Origin of the sequence: Streptomyces sp. NBC_00090 (genome assembly GCF_045160815.1) — a bacterium.
Taxonomy (GTDB): Bacteria; Actinomycetota; Actinomycetes; order Streptomycetales; family Streptomycetaceae; genus Streptomyces.
The window spans coordinates 3,148,740-3,174,072 of record NZ_CP108224.1; the positions used below are offsets into that span (position 1 = coordinate 3,148,740).

21 protein-coding genes and 2 tRNA genes are annotated in these 25,333 nt (G+C 71.0%); 10 read left to right on the forward strand and 13 right to left on the reverse strand.

What is annotated here, in order from left to right; all coding sequences use genetic code 11:
• Nucleotides 1–175: 175 nt before the first annotated feature.
• Nucleotides 176–1,561, reverse strand: a complete 1,386-nt coding sequence (gene tig, locus OG361_RS13830) for a trigger factor (RefSeq protein WP_384558562.1) — start codon at nucleotides 1,559–1,561, stop codon at nucleotides 176–178.
• 173 nt (nucleotides 1,562–1,734) lie between these two features.
• Nucleotides 1,735–1,811, reverse strand: a tRNA-Pro gene (locus OG361_RS13835).
• A gap of 132 nt (nucleotides 1,812–1,943) precedes the next feature.
• Between OG361_RS13835 and OG361_RS13840 the strand changes: the two genes are divergently transcribed.
• Nucleotides 1,944–2,017: transfer RNA gene (locus OG361_RS13840), tRNA-Gly, on the forward strand.
• Between the two features lie 133 nt (nucleotides 2,018–2,150).
• On the opposite strand, the gene OG361_RS13845 is transcribed toward OG361_RS13840, so the two are convergent.
• Both OG361_RS13845 and OG361_RS13850 read right to left on the reverse strand, forming a co-directional pair.
• Nucleotides 2,151–2,345 carry a hypothetical protein gene (locus OG361_RS13845; RefSeq protein WP_024755527.1) on the reverse strand — a complete coding sequence of 65 codons (195 nt, stop codon included), beginning with the start codon at nucleotides 2,343–2,345 and terminating at the stop codon, nucleotides 2,151–2,153.
• Between the two features lie 156 nt (nucleotides 2,346–2,501).
• A complete protein-coding gene (locus OG361_RS13850) occupies nucleotides 2,502–3,647 on the reverse strand; it encodes a PP2C family protein-serine/threonine phosphatase (RefSeq protein ID WP_405853591.1) in 1,146 nt (381 codons plus the stop codon).
• A 106-nt stretch (nucleotides 3,648–3,753) separates the two neighbouring features.
• Between OG361_RS13850 and OG361_RS13855 the strand changes: the two genes are divergently transcribed.
• Nucleotides 3,754–4,983 carry a GNAT family N-acetyltransferase gene (locus OG361_RS13855; protein WP_405853592.1) on the forward strand — a complete coding sequence of 410 codons (1,230 nt, stop codon included), beginning with the start codon at nucleotides 3,754–3,756 and terminating at the stop codon, nucleotides 4,981–4,983.
• 15 nt (nucleotides 4,984–4,998) lie between these two features.
• Here the strand turns inward: OG361_RS13855 and OG361_RS13860 are convergent, their stop codons facing one another.
• The gene (locus OG361_RS13860; RefSeq protein WP_405853593.1) at nucleotides 4,999–5,817 is read right to left on the reverse strand and encodes an Fpg/Nei family DNA glycosylase; all 819 of its coding nucleotides are present in this window, start codon (nucleotides 5,815–5,817) and stop codon (nucleotides 4,999–5,001) included.
• The gene (locus OG361_RS13865) at nucleotides 5,817–6,311 is read right to left on the reverse strand and encodes a ribose-5-phosphate isomerase (protein ID WP_073807410.1); all 495 of its coding nucleotides are present in this window, start codon (nucleotides 6,309–6,311) and stop codon (nucleotides 5,817–5,819) included. The genes OG361_RS13860 and OG361_RS13865 overlap by 1 nt, the downstream gene beginning before the upstream one ends.
• 196 nt (nucleotides 6,312–6,507) lie before the next feature.
• On the opposite strand from OG361_RS13865, the gene OG361_RS13870 reads away from it, so the two are divergent.
• Entirely contained in the window at nucleotides 6,508–7,944 is a 1,437-nt protein-coding gene (locus OG361_RS13870; RefSeq protein WP_384558547.1) for an amino acid permease, read from the forward strand.
• A 108-nt stretch (nucleotides 7,945–8,052) separates the two neighbouring features.
• Here the strand turns inward: OG361_RS13870 and OG361_RS13875 are convergent, their stop codons facing one another.
• Nucleotides 8,053–8,646 (reverse strand): biotin transporter BioY, encoded by a 594-nt coding sequence (locus OG361_RS13875; protein ID WP_405853594.1) that lies wholly within the window; start codon nucleotides 8,644–8,646, stop codon nucleotides 8,053–8,055.
• A 274-nt stretch (nucleotides 8,647–8,920) separates the two neighbouring features.
• Here OG361_RS13875 and OG361_RS13880 point away from each other — a divergent pair, with 274 nt between their 5' ends.
• From OG361_RS13880 to OG361_RS13890, 3 genes are all read left to right on the forward strand, one after another.
• Nucleotides 8,921–10,306, forward strand: a complete 1,386-nt coding sequence (locus OG361_RS13880; protein ID WP_405853595.1) for an amino acid permease — start codon at nucleotides 8,921–8,923, stop codon at nucleotides 10,304–10,306.
• A 116-nt stretch (nucleotides 10,307–10,422) separates the two neighbouring features.
• A complete protein-coding gene (locus OG361_RS13885) occupies nucleotides 10,423–11,835 on the forward strand; it encodes an amino acid permease (RefSeq protein ID WP_405853596.1) in 1,413 nt (470 codons plus the stop codon).
• 171 nt (nucleotides 11,836–12,006) lie between these two features.
• Complete coding sequence (locus tag OG361_RS13890; RefSeq protein WP_405853597.1) at nucleotides 12,007–12,651, forward strand: superoxide dismutase; 645 nt, start codon at nucleotides 12,007–12,009, stop codon at nucleotides 12,649–12,651.
• 136 nt (nucleotides 12,652–12,787) lie between these two features.
• On the opposite strand, the gene OG361_RS13895 is transcribed toward OG361_RS13890, so the two are convergent.
• The gene (locus OG361_RS13895) at nucleotides 12,788–13,423 is read right to left on the reverse strand and encodes a DsbA family protein (RefSeq protein WP_405853598.1); all 636 of its coding nucleotides are present in this window, start codon (nucleotides 13,421–13,423) and stop codon (nucleotides 12,788–12,790) included.
• A 143-nt stretch (nucleotides 13,424–13,566) separates the two neighbouring features.
• Between OG361_RS13895 and pepN the strand changes: the two genes are divergently transcribed.
• Together pepN and OG361_RS13905 are read left to right on the forward strand one after the other, a co-directional pair.
• On the forward strand, nucleotides 13,567–16,116 hold the full coding sequence (pepN, locus tag OG361_RS13900) for an aminopeptidase N (protein WP_405853599.1): 2,550 nt from the start codon (nucleotides 13,567–13,569) through the stop codon (nucleotides 16,114–16,116).
• 283 nt (nucleotides 16,117–16,399) lie between these two features.
• The gene (locus tag OG361_RS13905) at nucleotides 16,400–17,407 is read left to right on the forward strand and encodes a hypothetical protein (RefSeq protein WP_405853600.1); all 1,008 of its coding nucleotides are present in this window, start codon (nucleotides 16,400–16,402) and stop codon (nucleotides 17,405–17,407) included.
• A gap of 21 nt (nucleotides 17,408–17,428) precedes the next feature.
• Here OG361_RS13905 and OG361_RS13910 read toward each other — a convergent pair whose 3' ends face one another.
• From OG361_RS13910 to OG361_RS13930, 5 genes are all read right to left on the reverse strand, one after another.
• Nucleotides 17,429–18,565 (reverse strand): serine hydrolase domain-containing protein, encoded by a 1,137-nt coding sequence (locus tag OG361_RS13910; RefSeq protein ID WP_405853601.1) that lies wholly within the window; start codon nucleotides 18,563–18,565, stop codon nucleotides 17,429–17,431.
• A 105-nt stretch (nucleotides 18,566–18,670) separates the two neighbouring features.
• Nucleotides 18,671–19,138, reverse strand: a complete 468-nt coding sequence (locus tag OG361_RS13915) for an NUDIX hydrolase (protein ID WP_405853602.1) — start codon at nucleotides 19,136–19,138, stop codon at nucleotides 18,671–18,673.
• Nucleotides 19,139–19,147: 9 nt separating this feature from the next.
• Entirely contained in the window at nucleotides 19,148–19,708 is a 561-nt protein-coding gene (locus OG361_RS13920; RefSeq protein ID WP_405853603.1) for an HPP family protein, read from the reverse strand.
• A 43-nt stretch (nucleotides 19,709–19,751) separates the two neighbouring features.
• The gene (locus OG361_RS13925) at nucleotides 19,752–20,636 is read right to left on the reverse strand and encodes a pyridoxamine 5'-phosphate oxidase family protein (RefSeq protein WP_405853604.1); all 885 of its coding nucleotides are present in this window, start codon (nucleotides 20,634–20,636) and stop codon (nucleotides 19,752–19,754) included.
• 36 nt (nucleotides 20,637–20,672) lie between these two features.
• Nucleotides 20,673–21,128 carry a VOC family protein gene (locus OG361_RS13930; RefSeq protein WP_405853605.1) on the reverse strand — a complete coding sequence of 152 codons (456 nt, stop codon included), beginning with the start codon at nucleotides 21,126–21,128 and terminating at the stop codon, nucleotides 20,673–20,675.
• A gap of 131 nt (nucleotides 21,129–21,259) precedes the next feature.
• Here OG361_RS13930 and OG361_RS13935 point away from each other — a divergent pair, with 131 nt between their 5' ends.
• Both OG361_RS13935 and OG361_RS13940 read left to right on the forward strand, forming a co-directional pair.
• The gene (locus OG361_RS13935; protein WP_384558511.1) at nucleotides 21,260–21,805 is read left to right on the forward strand and encodes a CGNR zinc finger domain-containing protein; all 546 of its coding nucleotides are present in this window, start codon (nucleotides 21,260–21,262) and stop codon (nucleotides 21,803–21,805) included.
• A 194-nt stretch (nucleotides 21,806–21,999) separates the two neighbouring features.
• On the forward strand, nucleotides 22,000–25,323 hold the full coding sequence (locus OG361_RS13940; protein WP_405853606.1) for a S8 family serine peptidase: 3,324 nt from the start codon (nucleotides 22,000–22,002) through the stop codon (nucleotides 25,321–25,323).
• Nucleotides 25,324–25,333: the final 10 nt, after the last annotated feature.

Sequence of the window (25,333 nt, forward strand, 5' to 3'; positions counted from 1 at the left end):
AGTCAACACGGAGTGTTGGTGACCGACGACAACGCGGCGAGACGCGGCGCCGGACACCGCGAGCCCGGCCTGATCGGCAGGACGCCCCCTAACGGTCGGGGTACGCCCACGGGCCCGGACGCACAGCAGTGCGTACGGGCCCGTGAGCAGGGTTCCGCGCGGGGCGCGGAGCCGCTTACTTGTCCTCGGAGACCTCGGCCTCGCCGGTGACGGCCTCGACGGCCTCGGCGGCGGCCTCGACCTCGTCCTCGTCGTCGGAGAGGTCGACGACCTCGCCGTTGGTGTCGACGACCTTGGCGGCCTCGACGACGACCGCGAGGGCCTTGCCGCGGGCGACCTCGCCGACGAGCATCGGCACCTGGCCGCCCTGGGCCACGGCCTGGGCGAACTGGTCGGGGCTCATGCCGGAGGAGGCGGCACGGCGGAACAGGTGCTCGGTGAGCTCCTCGCGGGAGACGTCGAGCTTCTCCTTGTTGACGAGCTCATCGAGGATGAACTGCGTCTTGATGCCCTTCTCGGCCTGCTCCTTGGTCTCGGCCAGGAACTCTTCCTCGGTCTTGCCCTGGAGCTCCAGGTACTTGGCGAGGTCGATGCCCATCTGGCCGAGCTGGTGGTGCTCCAGGTTGTGCTTGCGGGTGTTGATCTCGTCCTCGAGAAGCTTCTCGGGCATCGGGACCTCGACCAGCTTGAGGAGCTCGTCGAGGACGCGCTCCTGGGCCTGGGTGGCCTGGTCGAACTGCTTCATGTTCTCGAGGCGCTTGCGGCTGTCGGCCTTGAGCTCGTCGAGGGTGTCGAACTCCGAGGCGAGCTGGGCGAACTCGTCGTCCAGCTCGGGGAGCTCACGGGCGGCGACGGTGGTGACCTTGACGGTGACCTCCGCGTCCTTGCCCTCGGCGGAGCCGCCCTTCAGCTGCGAGGTGAAGGTGGCCTCGCCACCGGCCTCCAGGCCCTTGACGGCCTCGTCGATGCCGTCGAGCAGCTCGCCGGAACCGATGGTGTACGAGACACCGTCGGCGACACCGTCGGGGAGGACCTCGCCGTCGACCTTGGCCTCGAGGTCGATCGTGACGACGTCGCCGTCCTGGGCGGCCCGCTCGACCGTGGAGGTCGAGGCGAAGCGCTCACGGAGCTGCTCCACCGACTTCTCGACGTCCTCGTCCGTGACCTCGATCGGGTCGACGGTGACCTCGATGCCGGAGTAGTCCGGGATCTCGATCGTCGGGCGGATGTCGACCTCGGCGGTGAAGGCCAGCAGCTCGCCGTCCTTCAGCTCGGTGATGTCGACCTCGGGCTGACCCAGCGGGTTGACCTCGGCCTCGTTGACGGCCTCGGTGTAGAACTTCGGGAGCGCGTCGTTGACGGCCTCCTCCAGCACGGCGCCGCGGCCGAACCGCTGGTCGATCACGCGAGCCGGGATCTTGCCCTTACGGAAGCCCTTGACCGTGACCTGCTGGTTGATCTTCTTGTACGCCGCGTCGAGGCTGTCCTTGAGCTCCTCGAAGGGCACCTCGACAGTGAGCCGAACCCGGGTCGGGTTCAGGGTCTCCACGGCGCTCTTCACGGTTAGGTCTCCTTGTGGCTGATTCCTGGATTCCGCCGTCGCCGCGTGAATCGCGGTTCCGGCGGCTCGGCCCGGTCAGAAAGACACACGGGCACGCAGCTTGCATAGTAACCGCAAGCGGGGAGACGGCCACAACGTGATCATGAACGCTGCAGGTGAGCGCGTGATCGTCATGGTCGGGGTGGCGGGATTTGAACCCACGGCCTTCCGCTCCCAAAGCGGACGCGCTACCAAGCTGCGCCACACCCCGTCGGTGCGACACGTAGGGTACATGGACGGGGACACTGCGGCGCCCCCTGTTTTACGGGTGTGCGGAAAGGTCCTCCGACCCGGTACCATGCTCCCTGTGCCGCGGTCCTCCTGACCTGCGGCGCGAAGCTGTGCGGGTGTAGCTCAATGGTAGAGCACTAGTCTTCCAAACTAGCTACGCGGGTTCGATTCCCGTCACCCGCTCCACGGTCTCAGGGCCGGCTCCGAGAAATTTCTTGGAGCCGGCCCTGAGGCGTTTCCGGAGGCTCGCCAAGACCGCCAGGACCGGCGACAAGTCGTCGGCCGAGGCGGGTCGAGGCGGCCAGGCCCGCCGATCGGCTCAGAACTTGATGGAGCCGACCGTCTGCGTTATCGAGTCCAGGAAGCGCTGGATGTCGTCGGCCATGCCGGTGGAGGCGAGGAAGAAGCCGAAGAGCACGGCGATCACGGCCGGTCCGCCCTTGAGGTTCCCCCCGCGGATCAGCACCACCAGGATGATTGCCAAGAGCAACACCACAGACAGTGAAATGGCCACAACTGATCACACCCTTGGTCGGTCCCACCTTGCCCACCAGGGAGCCCGTGTCCCGGAACACCCCCCGCTGCCTCCATCGTGCCACCAACCCCCCTGCCCCCGCTGCCGGGTGACGAATCGTCGTGGAGAAGATCACGTCCCGCGGAGGGCGGCCGGTCAGACGGAGCGGGAGATCAGGAGCAGCGCCCGGTCGTCGTTGACGTCCTTGGCGACGGCCTCGATCAGGTGCCAGGCGACGCCGTCGAAGCCCTCGGCCACGCAGCGGTCGGCCTCGCCGGTGAGGCGGTCGATGCCCTCGGCGATGTCCCGGTCGGCGGCCTCGACGAGGCCGTCGGTGAAGAGCATGAGGACGTCGCCGGGGTGCAGCGAGCCCTTGACCGGGTGGAACTCCGCGCCGTCGTAGACGCCGAGGAGGGGGCCCTCGGCGGCCTTCTCCTCCCAGCGGCCGCTGCCCGCGTGGAGCTGGAGCGCGGGGAGGTGGCCGGCGGAGAAGAGTTCGTAGTCGCCGGAGTCCAGGTCGAGGACGAGGTGGATGGAGGTGGCGAAGCCCTCGTCCCAGTTCTGGCGCAGCAGATAGCCGTTGGCGGCGGTGAGGAAGCCGTGCGGCGGGAGCGAGCCGAGGAGCCCGCCGAAGGCGCCGGAGAGCAGCAGGGAGCGGGAGGCCGCGTCCATGCCCTTGCCGGAGACGTCGGTGAGGACGACCTCCAGGGTGCGGCCGCCGTGGGTGCGGGCGGCGACGACGAAGTCGCCGGAGAAGGACTGTCCGCCGGCCGGCCGGAGCGCCATCTCGCGGTGCCAGCCCTGCGGGAGCCGGGGCAGGGCGCTCTGGACGCGGATCCGTTCGCGCAGGTCGAAGAGCATGGTGCCGCCGCGCCGCCAGGGCACTCCGACGCGGGCGCGGAACTGGGCGATGAGGAGTCCGAAGAGGCCGCAGGCGGCGACGACGAGGACGGTGCCGGGGGTGACCCGGGCGGGGCCCTGGGTGTACGGGCCGAGGACGATGGATTCGACGATGAGGGCGCCGGCGGCGGCCGCGTACAGGCCGAGCAGGCTGGCGGGGCGCAGCAGCAGTCCGCCGGCCACGATGGGCAGGACGAGCACGGTGGGCGCGCACCAGACCGGGTCGAGGAGGGTGCCGCAGGCGATCGCCGGAATCATCAGGAGGAGTCCGGCGAAGGCGAGCCAGTCGGAGCCGTCCCCGCGGAAGTAGTCGACGCCGGACTTGCGCAGCGCGATGCGGGCCCGGCGCGCGCGCCTGCGCGTCCGGGCCGCGTACGTGTTCACTCCGCCGGGGTGTCCCATTGGGCTGGACCCTATCCACCCCGTCCGACATCGCGCAGGGGTACCCCGGTGACAATGTGCGTGAAATCGGGTCGCCCCGGGCGCGCGCCGCTGATATCGATGGCATATGACTACTGAATTGCGCGTGCTCGACCCTTCCGACTGGGACCGCTGGTTCGGGGTTCTGGAGGTCGCGTTCGGGGGCCTTCACGAGCCGCCGGACGCGCGCGCCCTGTGGCGGGACCTGACGGAGTGCGAGCGGTCGCTCGGCGCCTGGGACGGGGACCTGTGCGTGGGGACGGCGGGCGCGTTCTCGTTCCGGCTGGCGGTGCCGGGCGGGGCACTCGTACCGGCGGCCGGCGTGACGATGGTGAGCGTGGCGGGCACGCACCGGCGGCGCGGGATCCTCACGTCGATGATGCGGCGGCAGCTCGACGACGTACGGGCGGCAGGTGAGCCGCTGGCCGTGCTCACGGCCTCCGAGCCGGTGATCTACGGGCGGTTCGGTTACGGCGCCGGGACGTGGGCCGAGCGCGCGACGATCGACACGAACCGGGTGCGGCTCTCGGTGCCGGACGGCACGGACGGGGTGACGCTGCGGCAGGCCGACCTCACGGAGTCGTCGGCGCTCTGCGAGGAGGTGTACGCCCGGCTGGTGCCGCTGCGGCCGGGAATGGTGGCCCGGGGGCCCGGCTGGGAGCGGCTGCCGCTGCTCGACCCGGAGTCGGAGCGTGAGGGCGCCTCGCCGCGGCTGTGCGTGCTGGCGGAGCGGGACGGGGAGGTCGTGGGCTTCGCGCACTACGCGATCAAGCCGAACTGGTCGTCCGCGGGGGCGGACGGTTCCGTGGGGGTGCAGCAGCTGCTCGCGCTCGACCCGACGGCGGAGGCGGCGCTGTGGCGGTTCCTGTGCTCGGTGGACCTGACGTCGACGGTACGGATCCACAGCAGCCCGGTGGACGGCGCGTGGCGACACCTCGTGTCGGACGTGCGGCGGTGTGAGCCGACGGCGCGGGAGGCGCTGTTCGTCCGGCTCGTGGACGTGGGCGCCGCGCTGGAGGCGCGGACGTACCAGGCGCCGGTGGACGTGGTGTTCGAGGTCGAGGACGCGTTCTGCCCGTGGAACGAGGGGCGTTGGCGGCTCACGGGTGACGCGAAGGGGGCCACCTGCGTGCGGACCGGGGAGGCGCCTGACCTCGCGCTGTCCGTAGGGGAGTTGGGCGCGGCGTATCTGGGCGGGACGTCGCTGGCGGCGTTGGCCTCGGCCGGGCGGGTGCGGGAGTTGCGCGAGGGGGCGCTGGTGGAGGCGTCGGTGGCCTTCGGGTCGGCCCTCGCGCCTTGGCTGCCGCACGGGTTCTAGAACCCGCACCCAGTCCTACGAGCTTTGGCAGCCCGGGCACCAGAAGAGGTTGCGGGCGGCGAGGTCGGCGGTGCGGATCTCGCCTCCGCAGATGTGGCAGGGCTGGTGGGACCGGCGGTAGACGTACACCTCGCCGCCGTGGTCGTCGACGCGCGGCGGGCGGCCCATCGCCTCGGGGGTGTGCTCGGGGCGGACGGTGTCGATGCGGTTGAGGCGGACGCCTTCGCGCATCAGGCCGATCAGGTCCGTCCACATCGCGTCCCACTCGCGCCGCGTCAGGTCCCTGCCCGCGCGGTAGGGGTCGATGCCGTGCCGGAAGAGGACCTCGGCGCGGTAGACGTTGCCGACGCCGGCGATGACCTTCTGGTCCATGAGCAGGGCGGCGACGGTGGTGCGGGACTTCGAGATCCGGCGCCAGGCCTTGTCGGGGTCGTCGCCGGTGCGGAGCGGGTCGGGGCCGAGGCGGTCGTGTATCGCCTGCTTCTCGGCGTCCGTGACGAGCGCGCAGGTCGTCGGGCCGCGGAGGTCGACGTACGCGTCGGGGGCGGCGAGCCGCAGCCGGACGGTGTCGGTGGGCGGCGGGGCCGGGGCGTCGGCGGTGTCCCCGAAGTTCACCTTGCCGAAGAGGCCGAGGTGGATGTGGATCCACTCGTCGCGGGGGAAGCCCAGGAAGAGGTGCTTGCCGTGGGCCTCGGCGGTCTCCAGGGTCGCTCCGTCGAGCAGGGCCGCCGAGTCGGCGAACTTGCCCTGGGGGCTGGAGACGCGCACGGGCCGGCCGCCGAACCGCTCGCGGTGGTCGGCGGCCAGCCGGTGGATGGTGTGCCCTTCGGGCATCAGGCGGTGGGCTCCTGCGGGTGGTGCGCCGGGATCGGGGGGAGCTCGCCGGTGGTCTCGTACGCGGTGAGCATGTCGATCCGGCGGGTGTGGCGCTCGTCACCCGAGTACGGCGTGTTCAGGAAGATCTCGACGAACTTGGTCGCCTCTTCCCGGGTGTGCATCCGACCGCCGACGGAGATCACGTTGGCGTTGTTGTGCTCGCGGCCGAGGGCGGCGGTCTGCTCGCTCCAGGCGAGGGCGGCGCGCACCCCCTTCACCTTGTTCGCGGCGATCTGCTCGCCGTTGCCGGAGCCGCCGATGACGATGCCCAGGCTGTCCGCGTCCGCGGCCGTCTTCTCGGCGGCGCGCAGGCAGAACGGCGGGTAGTCGTCGAGGGCGTCGTAGATGTGGGGACCGCAGTCGACGGGCTCGTGGCCGTGAGCGGTGAGCCACTCGACGAGGTGGTTCTTGAGTTCGTAGCCGGCGTGGTCGGAACCGATGTAGACGCGCATGAAGCCGAGTGTGGCATGTCGGGCGCCGGGTAGCAGGCAGCGGGGTCGGGACCTTCACCCGACCTGGTATGGACCTTCGCCTCTCGCGAAGTGGTCCACGCAACGATCCGGAATGAGGTCTTCCGATCACCCCCCTTCACAAGGTTCAATGCTCAGGCTCGCGATCCGAGCGCCCCCCACACGCAAGGAAGCGTTCATGAACACGCAACCGACCCTGACGAAGGACGGCGAGGAGACCGGTACCCCCGGGGCACCGCACTCCTCCGACGGCCTCAAGGCCGGTCTCAAGAACCGACACCTCTCGATGATCGCCATCGGCGGTGTCATCGGCGCCGGCCTCTTCGTCGGCTCCGGCTCCGGCATCGCCGCTGCCGGCCCCGCGATCCTGCTGTCCTACTTCCTCGTCGGCGCCATGGTCGTCTTCGTGATGCGGATGCTCGGCGAGATGGCCGCCGCCCGGCCGTCCTCCGGCTCCTTCTCCGCCTACGCGGACCGGGCCCTCGGCCGCTGGGCCGGCTTCAGCATCGGCTGGCTGTACTGGTTCTTCTGGGTCGTCGTCCTCGCCGTCGAGGCCACCGCGGGCGCCAAGATCCTGGAGAGCTGGATCCCGGCCGTACCGCAGTGGGGCTGGGCGCTCATCGTGATGGTGGTGCTCACCGCCACCAACCTCGGCTCGGTCGCCTCGTACGGCGAGTTCGAGTTCTGGTTCGCCGGCATCAAGGTCGTCGCCATCGCCGCCTTCGTCGTCATCGGCATGCTCGCGGTCTTCGGCGTGCTGCCGGGCTCGGACAACCCGGGCGCGGGATTCGCGCACCTCACCGACAGCGGGGGCTTCTTCCCGATGGGCGCGGGCGCGGTCCTCACCGGTGTGCTGATGGTCGTCTTCTCCTTCATGGGCAGCGAGATCGTCACCCTGGCCGCCGGCGAGTCCGAGGACCCGCAGAAGGCGGTCACCAAGGCCACCAACAGCGTGATCTGGCGGATCGGCGTCTTCTACCTGGGCTCGATCTTCATCGTCCTGACCCTGCTGCCGTGGAACGACAAGTCGATCGTCGAGAAGGGCTCGTACGTCGCCGCCCTCGACTCCATCGGCATCGCGCACGCCGGCCAGATCATGAACGTGATCGTCCTGACGGCCGTCCTGTCCTGCCTGAACTCGGGTCTCTACACCGCTTCCCGCATGGCCTTCTCGCTCGGCCAGCGCGGCGACGCGCCGAAGGCCTTCGCCAAGGTCAACAAGCGGGGCGTGCCGACGGCCGCGATCCTCGGCTCGGTCGTCTTCGGCTTCGTCGCGGTCTTCTTCAACTACAAGTGGCCGGACACCGTCTTCGCCTTCCTGCTGAACTCCTCCGGCGCGGTCGCGCTCTTCGTCTGGCTGGTCATCTGCGTGACCCAGCTGAAGATGCGCGGCATCATCCTGCGCGAGACGCCGGAGAAGCTGGTCGTGAAGATGTGGCTCTTCCCGTACCTGACCTGGGCGACGATCGCCATGATCGTCTTCGTCCTCGGCTACATGCTGTACGACGGCGGCAGCGCCCGGGAGCAGGTCGTGCTCTCGCTGCTCGTGGCCGCGCTCGTGATCGCGATCGCGCTGGTCCGGGAGCGGATGGCGAAGGCCTCCGCGCGCCTGTAGCCCGTATGTAGCGCGTACGCAGTCGCGGTCCGCATGTGGTCCGTACGCGTACGAGAGGGCCCGCCGTTCCCCGGGGAACGGCGGGCCCTCTCGCGTACCGCGGGGTGCTCAGCCCTTGCGGCCGACGAGCTTCCAGGCGGCCGGCAGGGCGCCCATGGCGAGCGCCGCCTTGAGCGCGTCGCCGATCAGGAACGGGGTGAGGCCCGCGGCGACGGCCTGGCCGAAGCTCATGCCGGTGGCGAGCGCCAGGTAGGGCACGCCGACCGCGTAGATGATCGCGGAGCCGAGGGCCATCGCACCGGCCGTGCGGAGCACCGAGCGGTCGGCGCCGCGGCGGGCGAGGGCGCCGACGACGGTCGCGGCGAGGAGCATGCCGAGGATGTAACCGAAGGACGGCATGCCGTAGCCGGAGGTGGCCTGCGCGAACCACGGCACGCCCGCCATCCCCGCCACCGCGTACACGGCGAGGGCCAGGAAGCCGCGGCGGGCGCCGAGGGCGGTGCCGACGAGCAGCGCGGCGAAGGTCTGGCCGGAGACCGGGACCGGGGAGCCGGGGACCGGGACGGAGATCTGCGCGGCGAGACCGGTCAGGGCGGCGCCGCCGACGACCAGGGCGATGTCCCGGACGCGGCCGGCCGGGATCAGGTCGGCGAGGACGATGCCCGCACGGAGGGAACGGACGGGGGCGGCGGCGGTGCTCATCGGTACTCCGCGAGGGTGAGGGTGGGAGGGACAGGTTGACGCTATGCCAGGAGTGAGCGCCCGATCACCGTCAGCCGCCGACAAAGCGCGAGCACGGCACTTCATGGGGTTCTGACAAAGGACGGATCCCATGCATCTTCCACACATCGCGCCACGTGACCCTTGTCACTAGCAACTCACTGAGGGACGTCCCTTTTGCGTCAAACGGAGGTCAACGGAGAGACTGTGGAGTCTCCATAAAGCGTCAACTTCCCGAGAGCACGAGTCCCCCACCATGCGCGACGCCCCGTCGTCCCCTCTGGTCACCGAACCGGAGCCCCTCTCCCATGGCCTGAAGCAGCGTCATCTGACGATGCTCGGGCTCGGCGGGGTGATCGGCGCCGGGCTCTTCGTCGGTTCGGGCGCGGGCATCGCCGTCGCCGGTCCGGGCATCGTGGTCTCGTACCTGATCGCGGGCGCGCTCGCGATGCTCGTCATGCGGATGCTGGGCGAGATGTCGGCGGCGATGCCCGCCTCCGGGGCGTTCTCGGTGCACGCCGAGCGGGCGCTCGGGCGGTGGGCCGGCTTCTCGGTGGGCTGGCTGTACTGGTTCCTGCTGGTCGTCGTCCTCGCCGTGGAGGCGACGGGCGCGGCGCGGATCGCGAACGGCTGGGCGCCGGGGGTCCCGCAGTGGGGCTGGGTGCTGATCTTCATGGTCGTGTTCACCCTCGCCAACCTCGCGGCGGTGAAGAACTTCGGCGAGTTCGAGTTCTGGTTCGCCGCGCTCAAGGTCGGCGCGATCGTCCTCTTCCTGATCCTCGGCACGCTCGCGATCCTCGGCCGGCTGCCCGACACGGACCCCGTGGGGATGGCCAATCTGACCGGGCAGGGCGGTTTCCTGCCGAACGGCTGGGAGGGCGTGATCTCCGGCGTCCTCGTCGTCGTCTTCGCCTTCGGCGGCCTGGAGGTCGTCACGATCGCGGCGGCGGAGTCGGCGGACCCGGCGCGGAACGTGGCGCGGGCGGTGCGCAGCGCGGTGTGGCGGATCCTCCTCTTCTACGTGGGGTCGATGCTGGTCATCGTGACGCTGCTGCCGTGGACGTCGATGGAGCCGGGCACGTCCCCGTACGTGGCGGTGCTGGACTCGATCGGGGTGCCGGCGGCGGGCCAGATCATGAACGTGGTGGTCTTCGTGGCGCTGCTCTCGGCGCTCAACGCGAACCTGTACGGCTCCTCGCGGATGGTGTTCTCGCTCGCGGAGCGCGGGGAGGCGCCGAAGGGGCTGCTCCGGGTCTCGGCCGGAGGGGTGCCCCGGCGGGCGGTGCTCGCCTCGGTGGCCTTCGGCTTCGTCTCCGTCCTGCTCAATCTGAAGTGGCCGGATTCGGTCTTCCTCTACATGCTGAACGCGGTCGGGGCGGTACTGCTCTTCGTCTGGGCCCTGATCGCGGTCTCGCAGCTGCGGCTGCGGCGCCGGATCGAGCGCGAGGCGCCCGAGAAGCTGACGCTGAGGATGTGGGGCTTCCCGTGGCTGACCTGGGTGGCGCTCGCCGCGATGGCGGCGGTGCTGGTCCTGATGCTGACGGACGAGGAGGCGCGTCCGCAGGTGCTGTGGTCGGGGGCGGCGACCGGGGCGGTGCTGCTGGTCGCGTGGATGCGGGAAATGCGTACGAACCGAAACTAATTCTTCACCTTGTGTGAGGGTCGTGCCCGTATAGCGGACATCGGTTCCCTGTGAGCGGTGTGCCCGCCCAGACTGTGGGCTCCCTCCCCGTCTCAGCTAGTGAACAGGGCTCGCCCATGTCTCGGACCACCGCGCCCGCGCCGGCCGACCGCAAGGACGGCGCGACCGCACCCGCCGAGGGCCTCACACACGGCCTGAAGCAGCGCCACCTCTCGATGATCGCCCTCGGTGGCGTCATCGGCGCAGGACTCTTCGTCGGCTCCGGCGCCGGCATCGCCGCCGCCGGACCCTCGATCGTGATCGCCTACGCCATCTCCGGTGTGCTCGTCATGCTCGTGATGCGCATGCTCGGCGAGATGTCGGCGGCCAACCCGGCCTCCGGCTCCTTCTCCGTCCACGCCGAGCGGGCCTTCGGCTCCTGGGCGGGCTTCACCTCGGGCTGGGCCTTCTGGTTCCTGCTCTGCGTCGCCGTCGGCCTGGAGGGCATCGGCGCCGCGAAGATCATGACCGGCTGGTTCCCCGGCAGCCCCGAGTGGGCCTGGGTCGCGCTCTTCATGGTGGTCTTCACCGTCACCAACCTGGCGGCGGTGAAGAACTTCGGCGAGTTCGAGTTCTGGTTCGCCGCGCTCAAGGTCGGCGCGATCGTCCTCTTCCTCGGCATCGGCGTGCTCGCCATCACCGGGCTCCTGCCCGGCACGGACGCCCCCGGCACCGCGAACCTCACCGGTGACGGCGGCTTCTTCCCGCACGGCTCCGAGGGGCTGATCGTCGGCCTGCTCGCCTCGGTCTTCGCGTACGGAGGCCTGGAGACGGTCACCATCGCCGCCGCCGAGTCCGAGCACCCGGTGCAGGGCGTCGCCAAGGCCGTCCGTACGGCGATGTGGCGGATCGCGCTCTTCTACATCGGCTCGATGGCGGTCATCGTCACCCTCGTCCCGTGGGACGACAAGGCAGTCGTCGAGAAGGGCCCGTACGTCGCCGCCCTCGACCACCTGGGCATCCCGGCGGCCGGCCAGATCATGAACGTCGTCGTGCTCGTCGCCCTGCTCTCCGCGATGAACGCCAACATCTACGGCGCCTCCCGCATGGCCGGTTCGCTCGTGGCGCGCGGCCAGGGCCCGAAGGCGCTCGGCCGCCTCTCCGGCGGCGTCCCGCGCCCGGCCGTCCTCGTCTCCTCCGTCTTCGGCTTCGCCTGTGTGCTGCTGAGCTACTGGCGGCCGGACGACATCTTCATCTGGCTGCTCAACACCATCGGCGCGATCATCCTCGTCGTCTGGTTCTTCATCGCCGCCTCGCAGCTGGTGCTGCGCCGCCGCACCGAGCGCGAGGCGCCCGAGAAGCTGGTCGTGCGGATGTGGGCCTTCCCGGTGCTGACCTGGGTGGCGCTGGCCGGCATGGCGGCGATCTTCGTCCTGATGGCCCGCGAGGAGGGCACGCGCGTGCAGCTGTACTGGACGGGCGGGCTGACGCTGCTGCTCGCCGCCGTCGGCTTCGTACGCCAGAGGGCGGCGGCCGACCGCGCCTCCTGATCCGCGGCGCCCGACCGAGAGACCCCCGAACCGCCTTCCGGTTCGGGGGTCTCGCCATGCCTGGCCCCCCAGACCTAGGGCGAAGGACTGATCAACAACTCCCGCACCTACTGTTAGCCTGCACTTGCATATAGGTTGCAATAAGCAGGAGCAGTCGAAGGGGCCGGGCACATGGCGATCTACACACTTCCGGAGCTGCCGTACGACTACGCGGCGCTGGAGCCGGTGATCAATCCGCAGATCATCGAGCTGCACCACGACAAGCACCACGCCGCTTACGTCAAGGGCGCGAACGACACCCTGGAGCAGCTGGAGGAGGCCCGCGACAAGGACCAGTGGGGTGCGATCAACGGTCTGGAGAAGAACCTCGCGTTCCACCTCTCCGGCCACATCCTCCACTCCATCTACTGGAACAACATGAACAGCCCGAAGGACGGGGGCGGTGGCGAGCCGCTGGCCGCCGACGGCGTCGGTGAGCTCGCGGACGCGATCACCGAGTCCTTCGGTTCCTTCGCCAAGTTCAGGGCCCAGCTGACGAAGGCCTCCGCGACCACCCAGGGCTCCGGCTGGGGCGTCCTCGCGTACGAGCCGATCAGCGGCCGGCTCATCGTCGAGCAGGTCTACGACCACCAGGGCAACGTCGGCCAGGGTTCGGTCCCCGTCCTGGTCTTCGACGCCTGGGAGCACGCCTTCTACCTGCAGTACAAGAACCAGAAGGTGGACTTCGTCGAAGCCATGTGGCAGGTCGTCAACTGGCAGGACGTGAACAAGCGCTACCAGGCGGCCAAGGCCTCCGTCCCGCTGATCTCCTTCTGATCAGAGCCTGAGAAGGCCCCTGTCGTCCTGCTCGTGATCGTCTTCTCACCCTTCACGGCGCAGGCGGACGAAAGAAGGACCCCCGCGATGACATGAATCGCGGGGGTCCTTCCGTTCAGGGGATCGAACGGGGGTCCTACTCGAAGCTGGGCGCCGCCGTCCGGGTGCGCTTGATCTCGTAGAAGCCCGGCGTGGAGGCCACGAGCAGCGTGCCGTCCCACAGTCGGGCCGCCGCCTCGCCGCGCGGGGTCGGGGTGACGACCGGACCGAAGAAGGCGACCTCGTCACCGTCCGGGCCCGGGACCGCGACGACCGGCGTGCCGACGTCCTGGCCGACCTTCTCTATGCCCTCCGTGTGGGAGGCGCGCAGTTCGGCGTCGTAGGTGTCCTTGTCGGCGTACTCGACCAGGTCCTCGGGCAGACCGACGTCCGTCAGCGCGCCGACGATCGCCTCACGGGTCGGGCCCTCGCCGTTGTTGTGGAAACGGTTGCCGAGCGCCGTGTAGAGCTTGCCGACGACCTCGTCGCCGTGCAGCTGCTGGGCGGCGATGACGACCCGAACCGGGCCCCAGGCCTTGGTCTCCAGCATCTCCCGGTACTCGGCCGGGACCTCGTCCAGCCGGTTCTCGTTGAGCACGGCCAGGCTCATCACCTTCCAGCGCACGTCGACCGGGCGCACGCGCTCCACCTCCAGCATCCAGCGGGAGGTCATCCAGGCCCACGGGCACAGCGGGTCGAAGTAGAAGTCGGCGGTGGTCCTGCTCTCGGACATGTCACTCCTCGGTACGGCCGTGATGAAGGTGGTGCGCCGAAAGGAGCCAACGCCACGGGCACTCGAAGGCATTCCCGTGTGCCGGGCGACAGTGGCACATGGGAGGATCGGTGCTGTTTTTGACGTGCCACGAAGGAGTGACCGTGCCCGGTGAGAATCTGTCCCGCGACGAGGCCCACGAGCGGGCCGCGCTGCTGTCCGTCGACGGGTACGAGGTCGTCCTCGACCTGCGCTCGGCGGTCGGCGACTCCGCCGAGGCGGTACGCACCTTCCGCTCGGTGACGACGATCCGGTTCCGCCGCACCGGCACGGGCGAGTCGACCTTCGCCGACCTGATCGCCCCCTCCGTGAACTCGGTCACCCTCAACGGCCGCTCCCTGGACCCGGCGGTCGTCTTCGACGGCACGCGGATCGCGCTCGACGGCCTCGCCGACGAGAACGTGCTGGTGGTGGACGCGCAGTGCGCCTACAGCCGGACCGGCGAGGGCATGCACCGCTTCGTCGACCCGGAGGACGGCGAGGTCTACCTCTACACGCAGTACGAGCCGGCCGACGCCCGCCGGGTGTACGCCAACTTCGAGCAGCCCGACCTCAAGGCCCCGTACCGCTTCGCGGTGACCGCGCCCGAGGGGTGGACGGCATGGTCGAACGGCGCCGGGGAGCAGGACGCCGAGGGTGTGTGGCGGTTCGCGGAGACGGCGCCGATCTCCACGTACATCACGTGTGTCGTGGCGGGCCCGTACCACTACGTGACCGACAGCTACACGCGCGGCGAGCTGGAGATCCCGCTCGGCGCGATGTGCCGCAAGAGCCTCGCGAAGCACTTCGACGCGGACGACGTCTTCCTGATCACCAAGCAGGGCTTCGACTTCTTCCACGACAACTTCGACTACCCGTACCCCTTCGGGAAGTACGACCAGGCCTTCGTCCCCGAGTACAACCTCGGCGCGATGGAGAACCCGGGCATGGTGACCTTCCGCGAGGAGTACATCTACCGGGGCAAGGTCACGCAGGCCGCGTACGAGAGCCGGGCCAACGTCATCCTCCACGAGATGGCGCACATGTGGTTCGGCGACCTCGTCACCATGGTGTGGTGGGACGACCTGTGGCTGAAGGAGTCCTTCGCGGACTTCATGGGCTCCTTCGTGAACGCCGAGGCGACCCGCTTCACCAACAGCTGGGTGACCTTCGCCAACAACCGCAAGGCCTGGGCGTACCGCGCCGACCAGCTGCCGTCCACGCACCCGATCACGGCCGACATCCGTGACCTGGAGGCCGCCAAGCTCAACTTCGACGGCATCACGTACGCCAAGGGCGCGTCGGTGCTGAAGCAGCTCGTCGCCTACGCGGGACGGGACGCGTTCCTGGAGGGCGCGCGCCGCTACTTCAAGCGCCACGCGTACGGGAACACGCGCCTGGCCGACCTCCTCGCGATCCTGGAGGAGACCTCCGGCCGTGACATGAAGGTCTGGTCGAAGTCCTGGCTCCAGACCTCCGGTGTGAACACGCTGACGCCGGCCGTCACCTACGACGCCGAGGGCCGGATCACCGAGCTCGCCGTCGTCCAGGAGGGCGGGGAGCTGCGCCCGCACCGGGCGGCGGTCGGCCTCTACCGGCTGTCGGCCGACGGCGACCTCGTGCGCTTCGCGCGCGCGGAGGCCGACATCACCGGCGCCCGGACGGTCGTCGCGGAGCTGGCGGGCGAGGAGAAGCCCGACCTGGTCCTCGTCAACGACGACGACCTGACCTACTGCAAGATCCGCTTCGACGAGGGCTCGCTCGCCACCCTGCGCGCGCACCTCGGCGACATCACCGACCCGCTGGCCCGCGCCCTGTGCTGGTCGGCGCTGTGGAACCTGACCCGTGACGGGCTGATGCCCGCCCGGGACTTCGTCTCCGTCGCCCTCGCCTTCGCGGGCCGCGAGACCGACATCGGCGTGCTCCAGATGGTGCACGCCTGGACGAAGTCGGCGGTCACCCTCTACGCCTCGCCCGAGTGGCGCGAGGAGGGCGGGCGACTGCTCGCCGAGGGCGGTCTGCGCGAGCTGCGGGTGGCCGAGCCGGGCAGCGAGCACCAGCTGACCTGGGCGCGGTTCTTCGCGGCCACGGCCACCACGGACGCCGACTTCCAGCTCCTGGAGGGGCTGCTCGACGGTACGGCGAAGATCGACGGCCTCGACGTCGACCAGGAGCTGCGCTGGGCGCTGCTCTCCCCGCTGGCCGTGCACGGCCGGGCGGACGAGGACCGGATCGGCGCGGAGCTGTCCCGGGACGACACGGCGTCGGGCAAGCGGCACCAGGTCCGCTGCCTCGCCTCGCGGCCCTCGGCGGCGGTCAAGGCACAGGCCTGGGCGCAGGTCGTCGAGTCGGACACCCTGTCGAACGCGCTGGTGGAGGCCACCATCGCCGGCTTCGTCCAGCCCTCGCAGCGCGAGCTGATCGCCCCGTACGCGGAGAAGTACTTCGCGGCGATCGAGCGACTGTGGGCCGAGCGGTCGATCCAGATCGGCATCGACGTGGTGCGGGGCCTCTTCCCGGGGCTCCAGGACAGTGACGAGACGCTGGCCTCGGCGGACGCCTGGCTGACGGCGCACGAGTCGGCGCCGCCGGCGCTGCGCCGACTGGTCCTGGAGGCACGGGACGACCTGGCGCGGGCACTGCGCGCGCAGGCCTGCGACCGCCTGGCCGGATAGTCCGACGGACGGTGGGGGTCGCGCGCTTCGGCGTGCGGCCCCCACTGTCGCGTTCCTGGGCGCGCGGCGCCCTCGTCGCGTGCTCGGCGCGCGAAGCCCACCGCCGCGTTCCCCGGCGCGCGGCGCCCTCGTCGCGCGCTTCGGCTCGCGCCCTCGTCGCGCGCTTCGGCTCGCGGCCCTCATCGGCACTCGAACGCGCGTACTTTAGGGCGAGCTTGTACCTAAATGTCGACGAGCGTGTAACAGAGGTTAGGGGAGCCTTCGGAAGCGGAAGACCCCCGGCATGAACCACAACACCCCCATCACCCCCCGCCCCCTCCCCCTCGCCTCCCGCACCGGACGCACCCAACGACTGGCTTCCGCCGCCCAGTTGAGGTCCCAGGGCGTCCCCGCCGGCGAGGTCGCCGCGCGCTGCCGGCCCGGCGGCGGCTGGCAGCAGCTCCTCCCGGGCGTCTTCTTCCTCCAGCCCGGCCTCCCGACCAGCGAGGACCGCCTCAACGCCGCGCTCCTGTACGCCCGTCGGGCCGGCGCCGTCCCCCCGCAGGGGCCCGAGGCGATGATCACCGGACTCGCCGCGCTGACCCTGCACCGCTTCTCCTCCGCTCCCCCGCTCACCGCCCTGGACCGGATCGACGTCCTGGTCCCGCGCACCCGGCGGCTGCGCTCCACCGGCTGGGTGCGGGTGGTACGCGCCCCCGAGAGCCCGGAGCCCGTGGAGCTCACCGGCCTCCCCGTCGCCCCGGTCGCCCGTGCCGTCGCCGACGCGGTCGCGGGCCTCTCGGACGCGGAGACGGTACGCCGGCTGCTCACCGAGGCGGTCCGCGGCGGTCACTGCGAACCGGCCTCTGTCGTACGGGAGTTGAGCCGGGCCCGGCTGCTCACCCGGCCGCACGTGGTGGACGCCGTGGACGCGCTCCTCGTGGAGGGCCGCTCGCTCTCCGAGGAGCGGCTGTACGAGATGGTGCGGGAGTTCGGGCTGCCGGACCCGCTGTGGAACGTGGACCTGCGGCTGCCGGGCGGCCCGCACCTGGGCGGGGTGGACGCCTACTGGCCGGACCAGGCGGTCGCCGTCGAGCTGGACACCCGGGCGCCGCGGCAGGACGACGACGCGCTCTGGTCCGAGTACACCCGCAAGCGCGAGCACCTGGAGCGGCTCGGCATCACGGTCGTCCACCTGACCCCGCGCAAGCTGCGCGAGGCACTGGACCAGCAGGCCACCGTGGTCCGTACGGCCCTGATGGCCTCGGCGGACCGGCAGCCCAGCGCGTATGTCGTCGTCCTGCCGCGCTGACCCGGCCGGCGTGATGCGGGATCAGCCGCAGAACTCGGCCTCCAGGACGGTCTGGCTGTCGCCCGTCCAGTCGGCGTTGAAGTTCAGGGCGATCGAGTGGCTGCCGTCGCGGGTGACCTGGGCGTCGGAGGAGGAGCCGTGGATGCCGCCGCCGTGGCCCCAGACCTCCTTGCCGCAGCTCAGCTTCTGCTTCATGAGCCCGAGTCCGTACCCCGCCCCGGGGAGTTCGGGGGAGATCGGGACGGTGGTGGTCATCTCCCGCAGCTCGGCCTTCGGGAGCAGCTTGCCCTTGAGCAGGGCGCGGTAGAAGGTCTGGAGGTCGTTGGAGTCGGAGATCATCTCGCCGGCCGCGTAGGCCAGGGTGGGGCTGAGCTTGCTGACGTCGTGGACCTGGGCGTTCGGGTCGGTGTAGAGCTTGGACCAGGCGGGGGAGCTCGGCTTCGGCATCCTCACGTCGGTGCCGGGGACGCTGGTGGCGCGGAGCTTGAGCGGCTTGATGATGCGGTTCTCGACCGCCTTGCCGTACGGGCGGCCCGTGACCTTCTCGATCACCATGCCGGCCAGGACGTAGTTGGTGTTGGAGTAGTTCCAGTCGGTGCCGGGGGCGAAGTCCGGGGCGTGGGTCATCGCTATGTCGACGAGCTGCTTCGGGGTCCACCGGTCGTAGCGGTGTTCCAGGAAGCCGGGGCCGAAGATCTTCTCCTGGAAACCGGCGTCGGAGGTGACGCTGTAGACGCCGCTGGTGTGGTTGAGCAGCTGACGGACGGTGATCTTCCGGCCGTCGTGGCCGTTGCCCCGGACGACTCCGGGCAGCCACTTCTCGACCGGGTCGTCGAGGTCGATGCGGTCCTCGGCCTGGAGCTGGAGGAGGACGGTGGCGACGAAGGTCTTGGTGATGGAACCGACCCGGTAACGGTCCTTGCCCCCGCGCTCGCCGGCCGTGCCGGTCCAGGTGGTCCGACCGTCGCGGGCCTGGGCGACGGCCCCGGGCACGCCGGCGTCGACCGCTGCCTGGAGCGCCTGCTGGGTGGCCGTGTGGTCCTTCTTCGCCGGCGCGGACGCGGGGGCGGCGAGGGCGGGCGTGGCGAGGGCGGTGGCGGCGAGGCCGGCCACCAGGGTGGCGGCGACGACGGTGCGGGCGGTACGTACGGCTGACATGCGGGCTCCCCTGATCCTGCGATCTGTACTGCGGTCGGCGGGGAGGACCGCGGGGTCGCCGGGACGGTTGAGGGGGGTTCCCGTGGTTGAGCCGTTTTCGGCCTTTCAGCTGATCGACGGATCGGCGAACCGGGAGCGGCCGACCGGGGGCCGCTCCCGCCACAGGTCGAGCCCGACGTCGACGAGTTCGACGCGGGGCAGGTCGGGGACGGTGTCGAGCGGATGCCAGGCGGCGAGGTCCGTGGAGCCACCGGTCTCGTTGCGCAGCGCACCCCCGGTGACCTGCGCCTCGTAGATGATCCGCAGGCCCTGGAAGTCGCCGGGACCGCCGAGGCGGCGGAGCCGGCTCCGGCGGATGGAGTCGATGCCGAGGAGGGCGGTGGGTTCGGTGAGGTACCCGGTCTCCTCCTCGACCTCGCGGACGACGGTGTCGACGGGCTCCTCGCCGTGGTCCATCCCGCCGCCCGGCAGCGTCCACCGCTTGCTGCCGTCGCTCGACACCCAGCGGGCGAGGAGGACCTCACCGTCCCGGACGCACACGGCGTACGCCGCCACCCTCAACTCCTGCTTCATGAAAAGAGGTTAGAACCAGTACGCGGGATACGCCCGCCCCGTGACACGGGCCCCCACCAGGCCGACGGCGACCAGGAGGAGCGAGGCGAGAGCGAGAAGGCCGAGAAACGACCAGAACGGCGGGGACTGGAGGGCGACGATCACGGCCGTGGCCGCGGCGGGCGAGTGCGGGGTGCGGGCGCCCATCATCACGCCGAGGGCGAGACCGCCCGCGACGGCGGCGCCCCAGAGACCGGGACCGGCCACGGCCAGCACGGCGAACCCGGTGAGCGCGGAGAGCAGTTGACCGCCGATGACCGAGCGCGGCTGGGAGAGCGGCAGATCCGGGGCGCCCGCCACCAGCGCCATGCTCGCCGCGAGCGGCGGGACGAGGAGGGGCTGACCGAGGAGCGTGCCGACGGCGACCAGGAGGAGGAGCGCGGTGACGGCGACTGCGGTGCCGCCGAACAGGACCCGCGGGCGGGGGCGGGCGGGGGGCCGGGGGCGGGTGGTGACGGCGGTGGGCGTTGCGGGCGCGGTTGCCGCGGGGGGTGTGGTGGTGGTTGTCGCGGGGGCCGGGGTGGTGGGCACGGGCGGTCCTCGGGTCAGGGTCGTCGGGTCAGGGGTCGCCGGATCAGAGGGTCGTCGGGTTGGCCGGGGAGTACTCCGGCGGGGACCAGCGCAGGGGGCTGGCGGCCGGGGTGTCGACCGTGCGGTCGACGCGGAAGCGGGTGACGCGGCCCTCGGGGCCGTACTCGGTGTGCGCGAGGCCGCTCAGCTGGAGGGTCGACCCGGTCTCCCAGTCGAGGAAGAGCAGGCCGGCACGGCCGTCCTCCTCCAGGTTGCCCAGGGTCAGGAACATCGCGTTGCCGGGGTAGTCCCGCCAGCTGAGCTCCCTGGCCGTGTCGACGCGGACGAAGCCGGGGTTGCCGCCCCGGTGGCTCGCGTCGACGCCGTCGGGCGCGGCGGTGGCGACGAAGAAGGTGTCGGCGGCGCGGACGCGGCGCATCTGGTCGGGGGTGAGCGCCTCGCCGTGCCGCGCGGCACCGGCATCGGAGGCGTGGGCAGCGTCGGAGCCGTACAGCTCACGCCTCTGGAGGTACTTCGGGCAGTTGGAGAAGACCTGCTCGGCCTGGATCGTGAAGCCGCGCGCGCTGGGCCGCGCGAGGCCGTTGAGGCGCATGCGGCGGCGGGTGCGGGGGTCCAGGGCGAGGGTGCCGACGGGGGTGCCCGCGGCGGTGACGGCGCCGGCGAGCGGGTCGTGGGCGGGGACGCCTCCGGCGACGGAGACGGTGTGCGGGCCGGTGGCGCGGGTGAAGCCGGGCGCACCGGTGAGCAGGGTCGACCAGACCCGGCCCGCGGGGTCCGCCGCGCCGATCACCAGCATCGGCTGGGCTTCCAGGAAGGCGGCGGCGACGGGGCGGATGCCGGGGGTGATGGAGCGGCCCACGTGGTCCGCGAGGTCGCGGACGCCGAAGCGGTCCTGCAGGGCGAGGGAGCCGGAGTGGTAGGCGCCCATGAGGTCCTCCAGAGGTGCGGGTGGTCGCCGAAGGGACTAGAAGAAGCCGCAGGTGGGGGCCGTGGCCGACGGGGCTTCGGCCTCCTCCGCGCCCGTCTGGACCGAGATTTCCAGGCGGGTGCCGTCGGGGTCGTGGAAGAAGATGCCGCCGGAGGCCGCGCCCTCGCGGTGGGCGACGACGCCCTCGTACGCGAAGGAGGTGCCGCGGGCGGTGAGCGCGGCCTCGGCGGCGCGGACGTGCTCGATGGACTCGGCCTCGAAGGCGAGGTGGTGCAGGCCGGGCCGGCCGGAGTCGTAGGCGCCCGCCGCCTGCTGCCAGAGGGTGAGGACCAGTCGGCCGTCCTGGCCGAGGAAGGCGTACCGGCTCTCCTTCTCCTTGCCCTCGCCGAGGACGTCGAAGCCGAGGACGGATCCGTAGAAGTCGAGCGAGCGCTCCAGGTCGGTGACGTTGAGGCCGACGTGGTGGGTGGCGAGTGTGCCGATCGCGGACATGGCTGTCCCTTCGTCGCAGTGGCCGGCCCCCCTCGGGCTAACCGCTTAATTCAACTTTAGAGGTTAGGCGCGAAGGACGTCAACCGCTCACGTAACCTTGAGGGGTTAGTTCACCGAGGAGGGTGCCCGCCATGACCACCGCCACCGACCCGCGGCCGCTCACCGGCGAGCCCGTCTCCCTCGACCTGCTCAACACCCGCTGGAACGAGGAGGGCGTCCGCCAGGACCTGCTCACCGGCGTCGAGGGCCTCGCCGTCTGGCTCGCCGCCAACGGCCTGGAGGGCCGGTTCGCCGCCGACGCCACCACCCTGCGCCACACCCTCGCCGCCCGGGACGCGCTCTGCGCCCTCGTCGACTCCCCCGGCGACCCCGCCGCCACCGCCCGCGTCGACGCCGTCCTCGACCACGGCCGCATCCGGGCCACCCTCACCGCCGAAGGCCCCGGCGAGGAGGCCGAGTTCGCGGACCCCGCCTGGGGCCCCGGCTGGACCGCCGCCCGCGACTACCTCGACCTGCTGCGCACCGCCCCCGACCGCATCCGGGCCTGCGCCCACGAGGCGTGCATCCTGCACTTCTTCGACACCTCGCGGAACGGCACGCGCCGCTGGTGCTCGATGGCGATCTGCGGCAACCGGGCCAAGGCCTCGCGCCACTACGCCCGTACGAAGGAGAGCTGACCCGCCAGGATCGCGAACTCGCCCCGGTTGGGGCGGGTTCGTCCTGCGTGGCGGGTCGGGAGCACTGGCGGGTTTACGCCTCGGCGGCAACCCGGCCCCGGATAACTCTCCACAAACCCCTGTCATTTACGAAAGGCTGAGCGGTCATCCGGCACCGAAATCCGGACCCTCTCCTTTCACAAACAGGGATGTAGATGACCACCCCCGAAACTCGGAGCTCCATACCCGGCAGCTCGACGCACGGGCACAGACGTGCGGCCCGCATCGCGGCCGCCGCCGGACTCGTCGCCGCGCTCGTCGCGACCGGCGCCGCGCCCGTGCTCGCCACCGAGGCCCCGGCGTCGACCACTCCCCCGGTCAAGGCATCGGACCCCGCCGACAAGCTCGGCGCCATCGACGCCCAGCGGCTCAGCGAGGCCCAGGCGAGCGGCGAGAAGAACGTCACCGTCCTCGTCGCCACCGTGCCCGGCGCCACCGAGCAGGTCGCGGACCAGCTCGACGCCGTCCCCGGCGCCTCGGTCGGCAAGCAGCAGGACGCGCTCGGCTACGTCCGCGTGACGCTGCCGACCGCGAAGGCCGAGGCCGCCATCAAGGCCGCCACGAAGCTCTCCTCCGTGCAGTCGGTCGACCTCCAGGCCGAGATCGTCCTGGACGACCCGACCCCGGACGCGGGCGCGGCGACGGGTGCCGTCGACGGCACCACCGTCACCACGACGTACCCCGCCCCGGGCAGGAACACCCCGGCGAAGAACCCGTACAACCCGTCGCACGAGACGGGCGCGGTCGACTTCGTCAAGGAGCACCCGAAGGCCGACGGCCGCGGCGTGACCATCGGCATCCTGGACTCCGGCGTCGACCTCGGTCACCCGGCCCTCCAGAAGACCACCACCGGCGAGCGCAAGATCGTCGACTGGGTCACCGCCACCGACCCGCTGACCGAGGGCGACGCCACCTGGCGCGCCCAGATCACCCCGGTCACCGGCCCGGTCTTCACCGCCTCCACCCAGAGCTGGACGGCCCCGGCGGGCTCGTACCAGTTCAGCCGCTTCACCGAGGCGGTCACCGCGGGCGGCGACCCGGCCGGCGACATCAACCGGGACGGCGACACCACCGACGTCTTCGGCCTGCTGTACGACCCGGCCGCCGGAACCGTCCGCGTGGACTCCGACCAGAACAACGACTTCACGGACAACGCGCCGATGAAGCCGTACAAGGACGGGTACCAGATCGGCTACTTCGGTACCGACAACCCGGCCACCGAGGTCGTCGAGAAGACGCCGTTCGTCGTCGAGGTCCGCAAGGACGTCGCGATGGACCCGCTGGGCGGGACCTGGGTCGGCCAGAAGCGCGACTTCGTCAACATCGGCCTCGTCGAGTCCTCCCACGGCACGCACGTCGCCGGCATCACCGCCGCCCACGGCCTCTTCGGCGGGAAGATGAACGGCGCCGCCCCCGGCGCGAAGATCGTCTCTTCGCGCGCCTGCACCTGGACCGGCGGCTGCACCAACACCGCCCTCACCGAGGGCATGACGGACCTCGTCGTCAACCGCGGCGTCGACATCGTCAACATGTCGATCGGCGGCCTGCCCGCGCAGAACGACGGCGACAACGTCCGCTCGCGCCTCTACACCCGCCTGATCGACCAGTACGGCGTCCAGCTGGTCATCTCGGCCGGCAACTCGGGCCCCGGCATCAACACGATCGGCGACCCCGGCCTGGCCGACAAGGTCGTCTCGGTCGGCGCGGCCGTCTCCAAGGAGACCTGGGCCGCGAACTACGGCTCGGCCGTCGAGAAGAAGTACGCCATGTTCCCCTTCTCCTCGCGCGGCCCGCGTGAGGACGGCGGCTTCACCCCGACCATCACCGCGCCCGGCTCGTCCGTGAACACCATCCCGACCTGGCAGGCCGGCGCCGGCGTCCCCGAGTCGGGCTACACGCTGCCTGCCGGTTACGGCATGCTCAACGGCACCTCGATGTCCTCGCCGCAGGCGGCGGGCGCGAGCGCGCTGCTGATCTCGGCCGCGAAGCAGAAGGGCCTCGCGCTCTCCCCGCTCACCCTGCGGACCGCGCTGACCTCCACCGCGCAGCGCATCCCCGGTGTCGCGGCGCACGAGCAGGGCTCTGGCCTCATCGACATCGAGGAGGCCTGGGAGTCGATCAAGGACGGCGCCACGGCGCACGACTACAAGGTCGAGGCCCCGGTCGACACCGCGATCTTCCCGGCCCCGCACACCGGCACCGGCGTGTACGACCGTGAGGGCGGCCTCAAGGTCGGCCAGAAGAAGGTCTACGACGTCACCGTCACGCGCACGAGCGGCCCGGACCGTGCCATCGAGCACGAGCTGGACCTCAAGTACAACGACGGCACCTTCCGCATCCTCGGCGACGACGAGATCGACCTGCCGCTGAACAAGCCGGTCACCGTCAAGCTCCAGGCCCGGCCGACCACCGCCGGCGTGCACAGCGTGATCCTGGAGGCCGACGACGAGCGCACCGAGGGCGTGGACAAGCAGATCCTCGCCACCTCGGTCGTCGCGAGCGACCTGGTCGCCCCGGGCTACGGCTTCTCGGCCACCGGCTCGGTGCAGCGCAACAGCAGCAAGTCCTACTTCGTCACCGTGCCCGAGGGCGCCAAGACGCTGGAGGTCTCGCTGGCCGGTCTGAAGGAGAAGAGCCAGACCCGGTTCATCGCGATCCACCCGTACGGCGTGGCCGTCGACCCGACCGCCACCACCATGTGCTACCCGCACTACAACCCGGCCAACACCTGCCGCCCGGACCTGCGGTCCTACGCGAACCCGACGCCCGGCGTCTGGGAGGTCGAGGTCGAGTCCCGCCGTACGTCGCCGGACCTGGACAACCCGTACACCCTGGGTGTCTCCGTGCTCGGCGCCGACTTCGACCCGGCCGTGCAGACGGTTCCCGAGGCGAAGATCGGCACCCCGGCCCCGGTCCAGTGGACGGTCACGAACCGCTTCGCGGGCATCGAGGGCAAGCTCAAGGGCGGCACCCTCGGCTCGCAGAAGAGCGAGACGCCGACCATCCAGCACCACGAGCAGCAGACCAAGACCGTCACCATCGGTGAGGGCGTGGAGCGGCTCGACATCGCCATCGGCAACACCTCCGACAAGGCCGCCGACCTCGACCTCACCGTTCTCCTGAACGGCAAGCAGGTCGGCCAGTCGGCGGACGGCGACTCGGAGGAGGCCGTCTCCCTCGTGAAGCCGGCCGCGGGCACGTACACCGTCGTCATCGACGGCTACGCGGTCCACGCCGCGGGCGGCACCACGTACGACTACAAGGACGTGTACTTCTCGTCCGCGCTCGGCACCGTGCAGGTCGACGCCTCGAAGACGGTCACCCTGGCCAACGGCGCGTCCGCCCCGGTCGCGGCCGAGGTCCTGGTCGCCGGCGCGGCTCCCGAGGGACGCCAGTTCTTCGGCGAGGTCCAGCTGGTCAACGCCCGCGGCACCATCGCGGGCACCGGCAGCGTCCTGATCGGCGCGGTCACCCCGTAACACCACGAGC

Coding starts and splice junctions, on each gene's coding strand:
- OG361_RS13910 (WP_405853601.1), bottom strand. CDS start 18,565: ATGTCAGCCGTACGTACCGCCCGCACCGTCGTCGCCGCCACCCTGGTG.
- OG361_RS13860 (WP_405853593.1), bottom strand. CDS start 5,817: ATGCCCGAAGGGCACACCATCCACCGGCTGGCCGCCGACCACCGCGAG.
- OG361_RS13890 (WP_405853597.1), top strand. CDS start 12,007: ATGGCGATCTACACACTTCCGGAGCTGCCGTACGACTACGCGGCGCTG.
- OG361_RS13915 (WP_405853602.1), bottom strand. CDS start 19,138: ATGAAGCAGGAGTTGAGGGTGGCGGCGTACGCCGTGTGCGTCCGGGAC.
- OG361_RS13850 (WP_405853591.1), bottom strand. CDS start 3,647: ATGGGACACCCCGGCGGAGTGAACACGTACGCGGCCCGGACGCGCAGG.
- OG361_RS13855 (WP_405853592.1), top strand. CDS start 3,754: ATGACTACTGAATTGCGCGTGCTCGACCCTTCCGACTGGGACCGCTGG.
- OG361_RS13925 (WP_405853604.1), bottom strand. CDS start 20,636: ATGGGCGCCTACCACTCCGGCTCCCTCGCCCTGCAGGACCGCTTCGGC.
- OG361_RS13940 (WP_405853606.1), top strand. CDS start 22,000: ATGACCACCCCCGAAACTCGGAGCTCCATACCCGGCAGCTCGACGCAC.
- OG361_RS13895 (WP_405853598.1), bottom strand. CDS start 13,423: ATGTCCGAGAGCAGGACCACCGCCGACTTCTACTTCGACCCGCTGTGC.
- OG361_RS13905 (WP_405853600.1), top strand. CDS start 16,400: ATGAACCACAACACCCCCATCACCCCCCGCCCCCTCCCCCTCGCCTCC.
- OG361_RS13885 (WP_405853596.1), top strand. CDS start 10,423: ATGTCTCGGACCACCGCGCCCGCGCCGGCCGACCGCAAGGACGGCGCG.
- OG361_RS13930 (WP_405853605.1), bottom strand. CDS start 21,128: ATGTCCGCGATCGGCACACTCGCCACCCACCACGTCGGCCTCAACGTC.
- OG361_RS13935 (WP_384558511.1), top strand. CDS start 21,260: ATGACCACCGCCACCGACCCGCGGCCGCTCACCGGCGAGCCCGTCTCC.
- OG361_RS13875 (WP_405853594.1), bottom strand. CDS start 8,646: ATGAGCACCGCCGCCGCCCCCGTCCGTTCCCTCCGTGCGGGCATCGTC.
- OG361_RS13870 (WP_384558547.1), top strand. CDS start 6,508: ATGAACACGCAACCGACCCTGACGAAGGACGGCGAGGAGACCGGTACC.
- OG361_RS13880 (WP_405853595.1), top strand. CDS start 8,921: ATGCGCGACGCCCCGTCGTCCCCTCTGGTCACCGAACCGGAGCCCCTC.
- OG361_RS13865 (WP_073807410.1), bottom strand. CDS start 6,311: ATGCGCGTCTACATCGGTTCCGACCACGCCGGCTACGAACTCAAGAAC.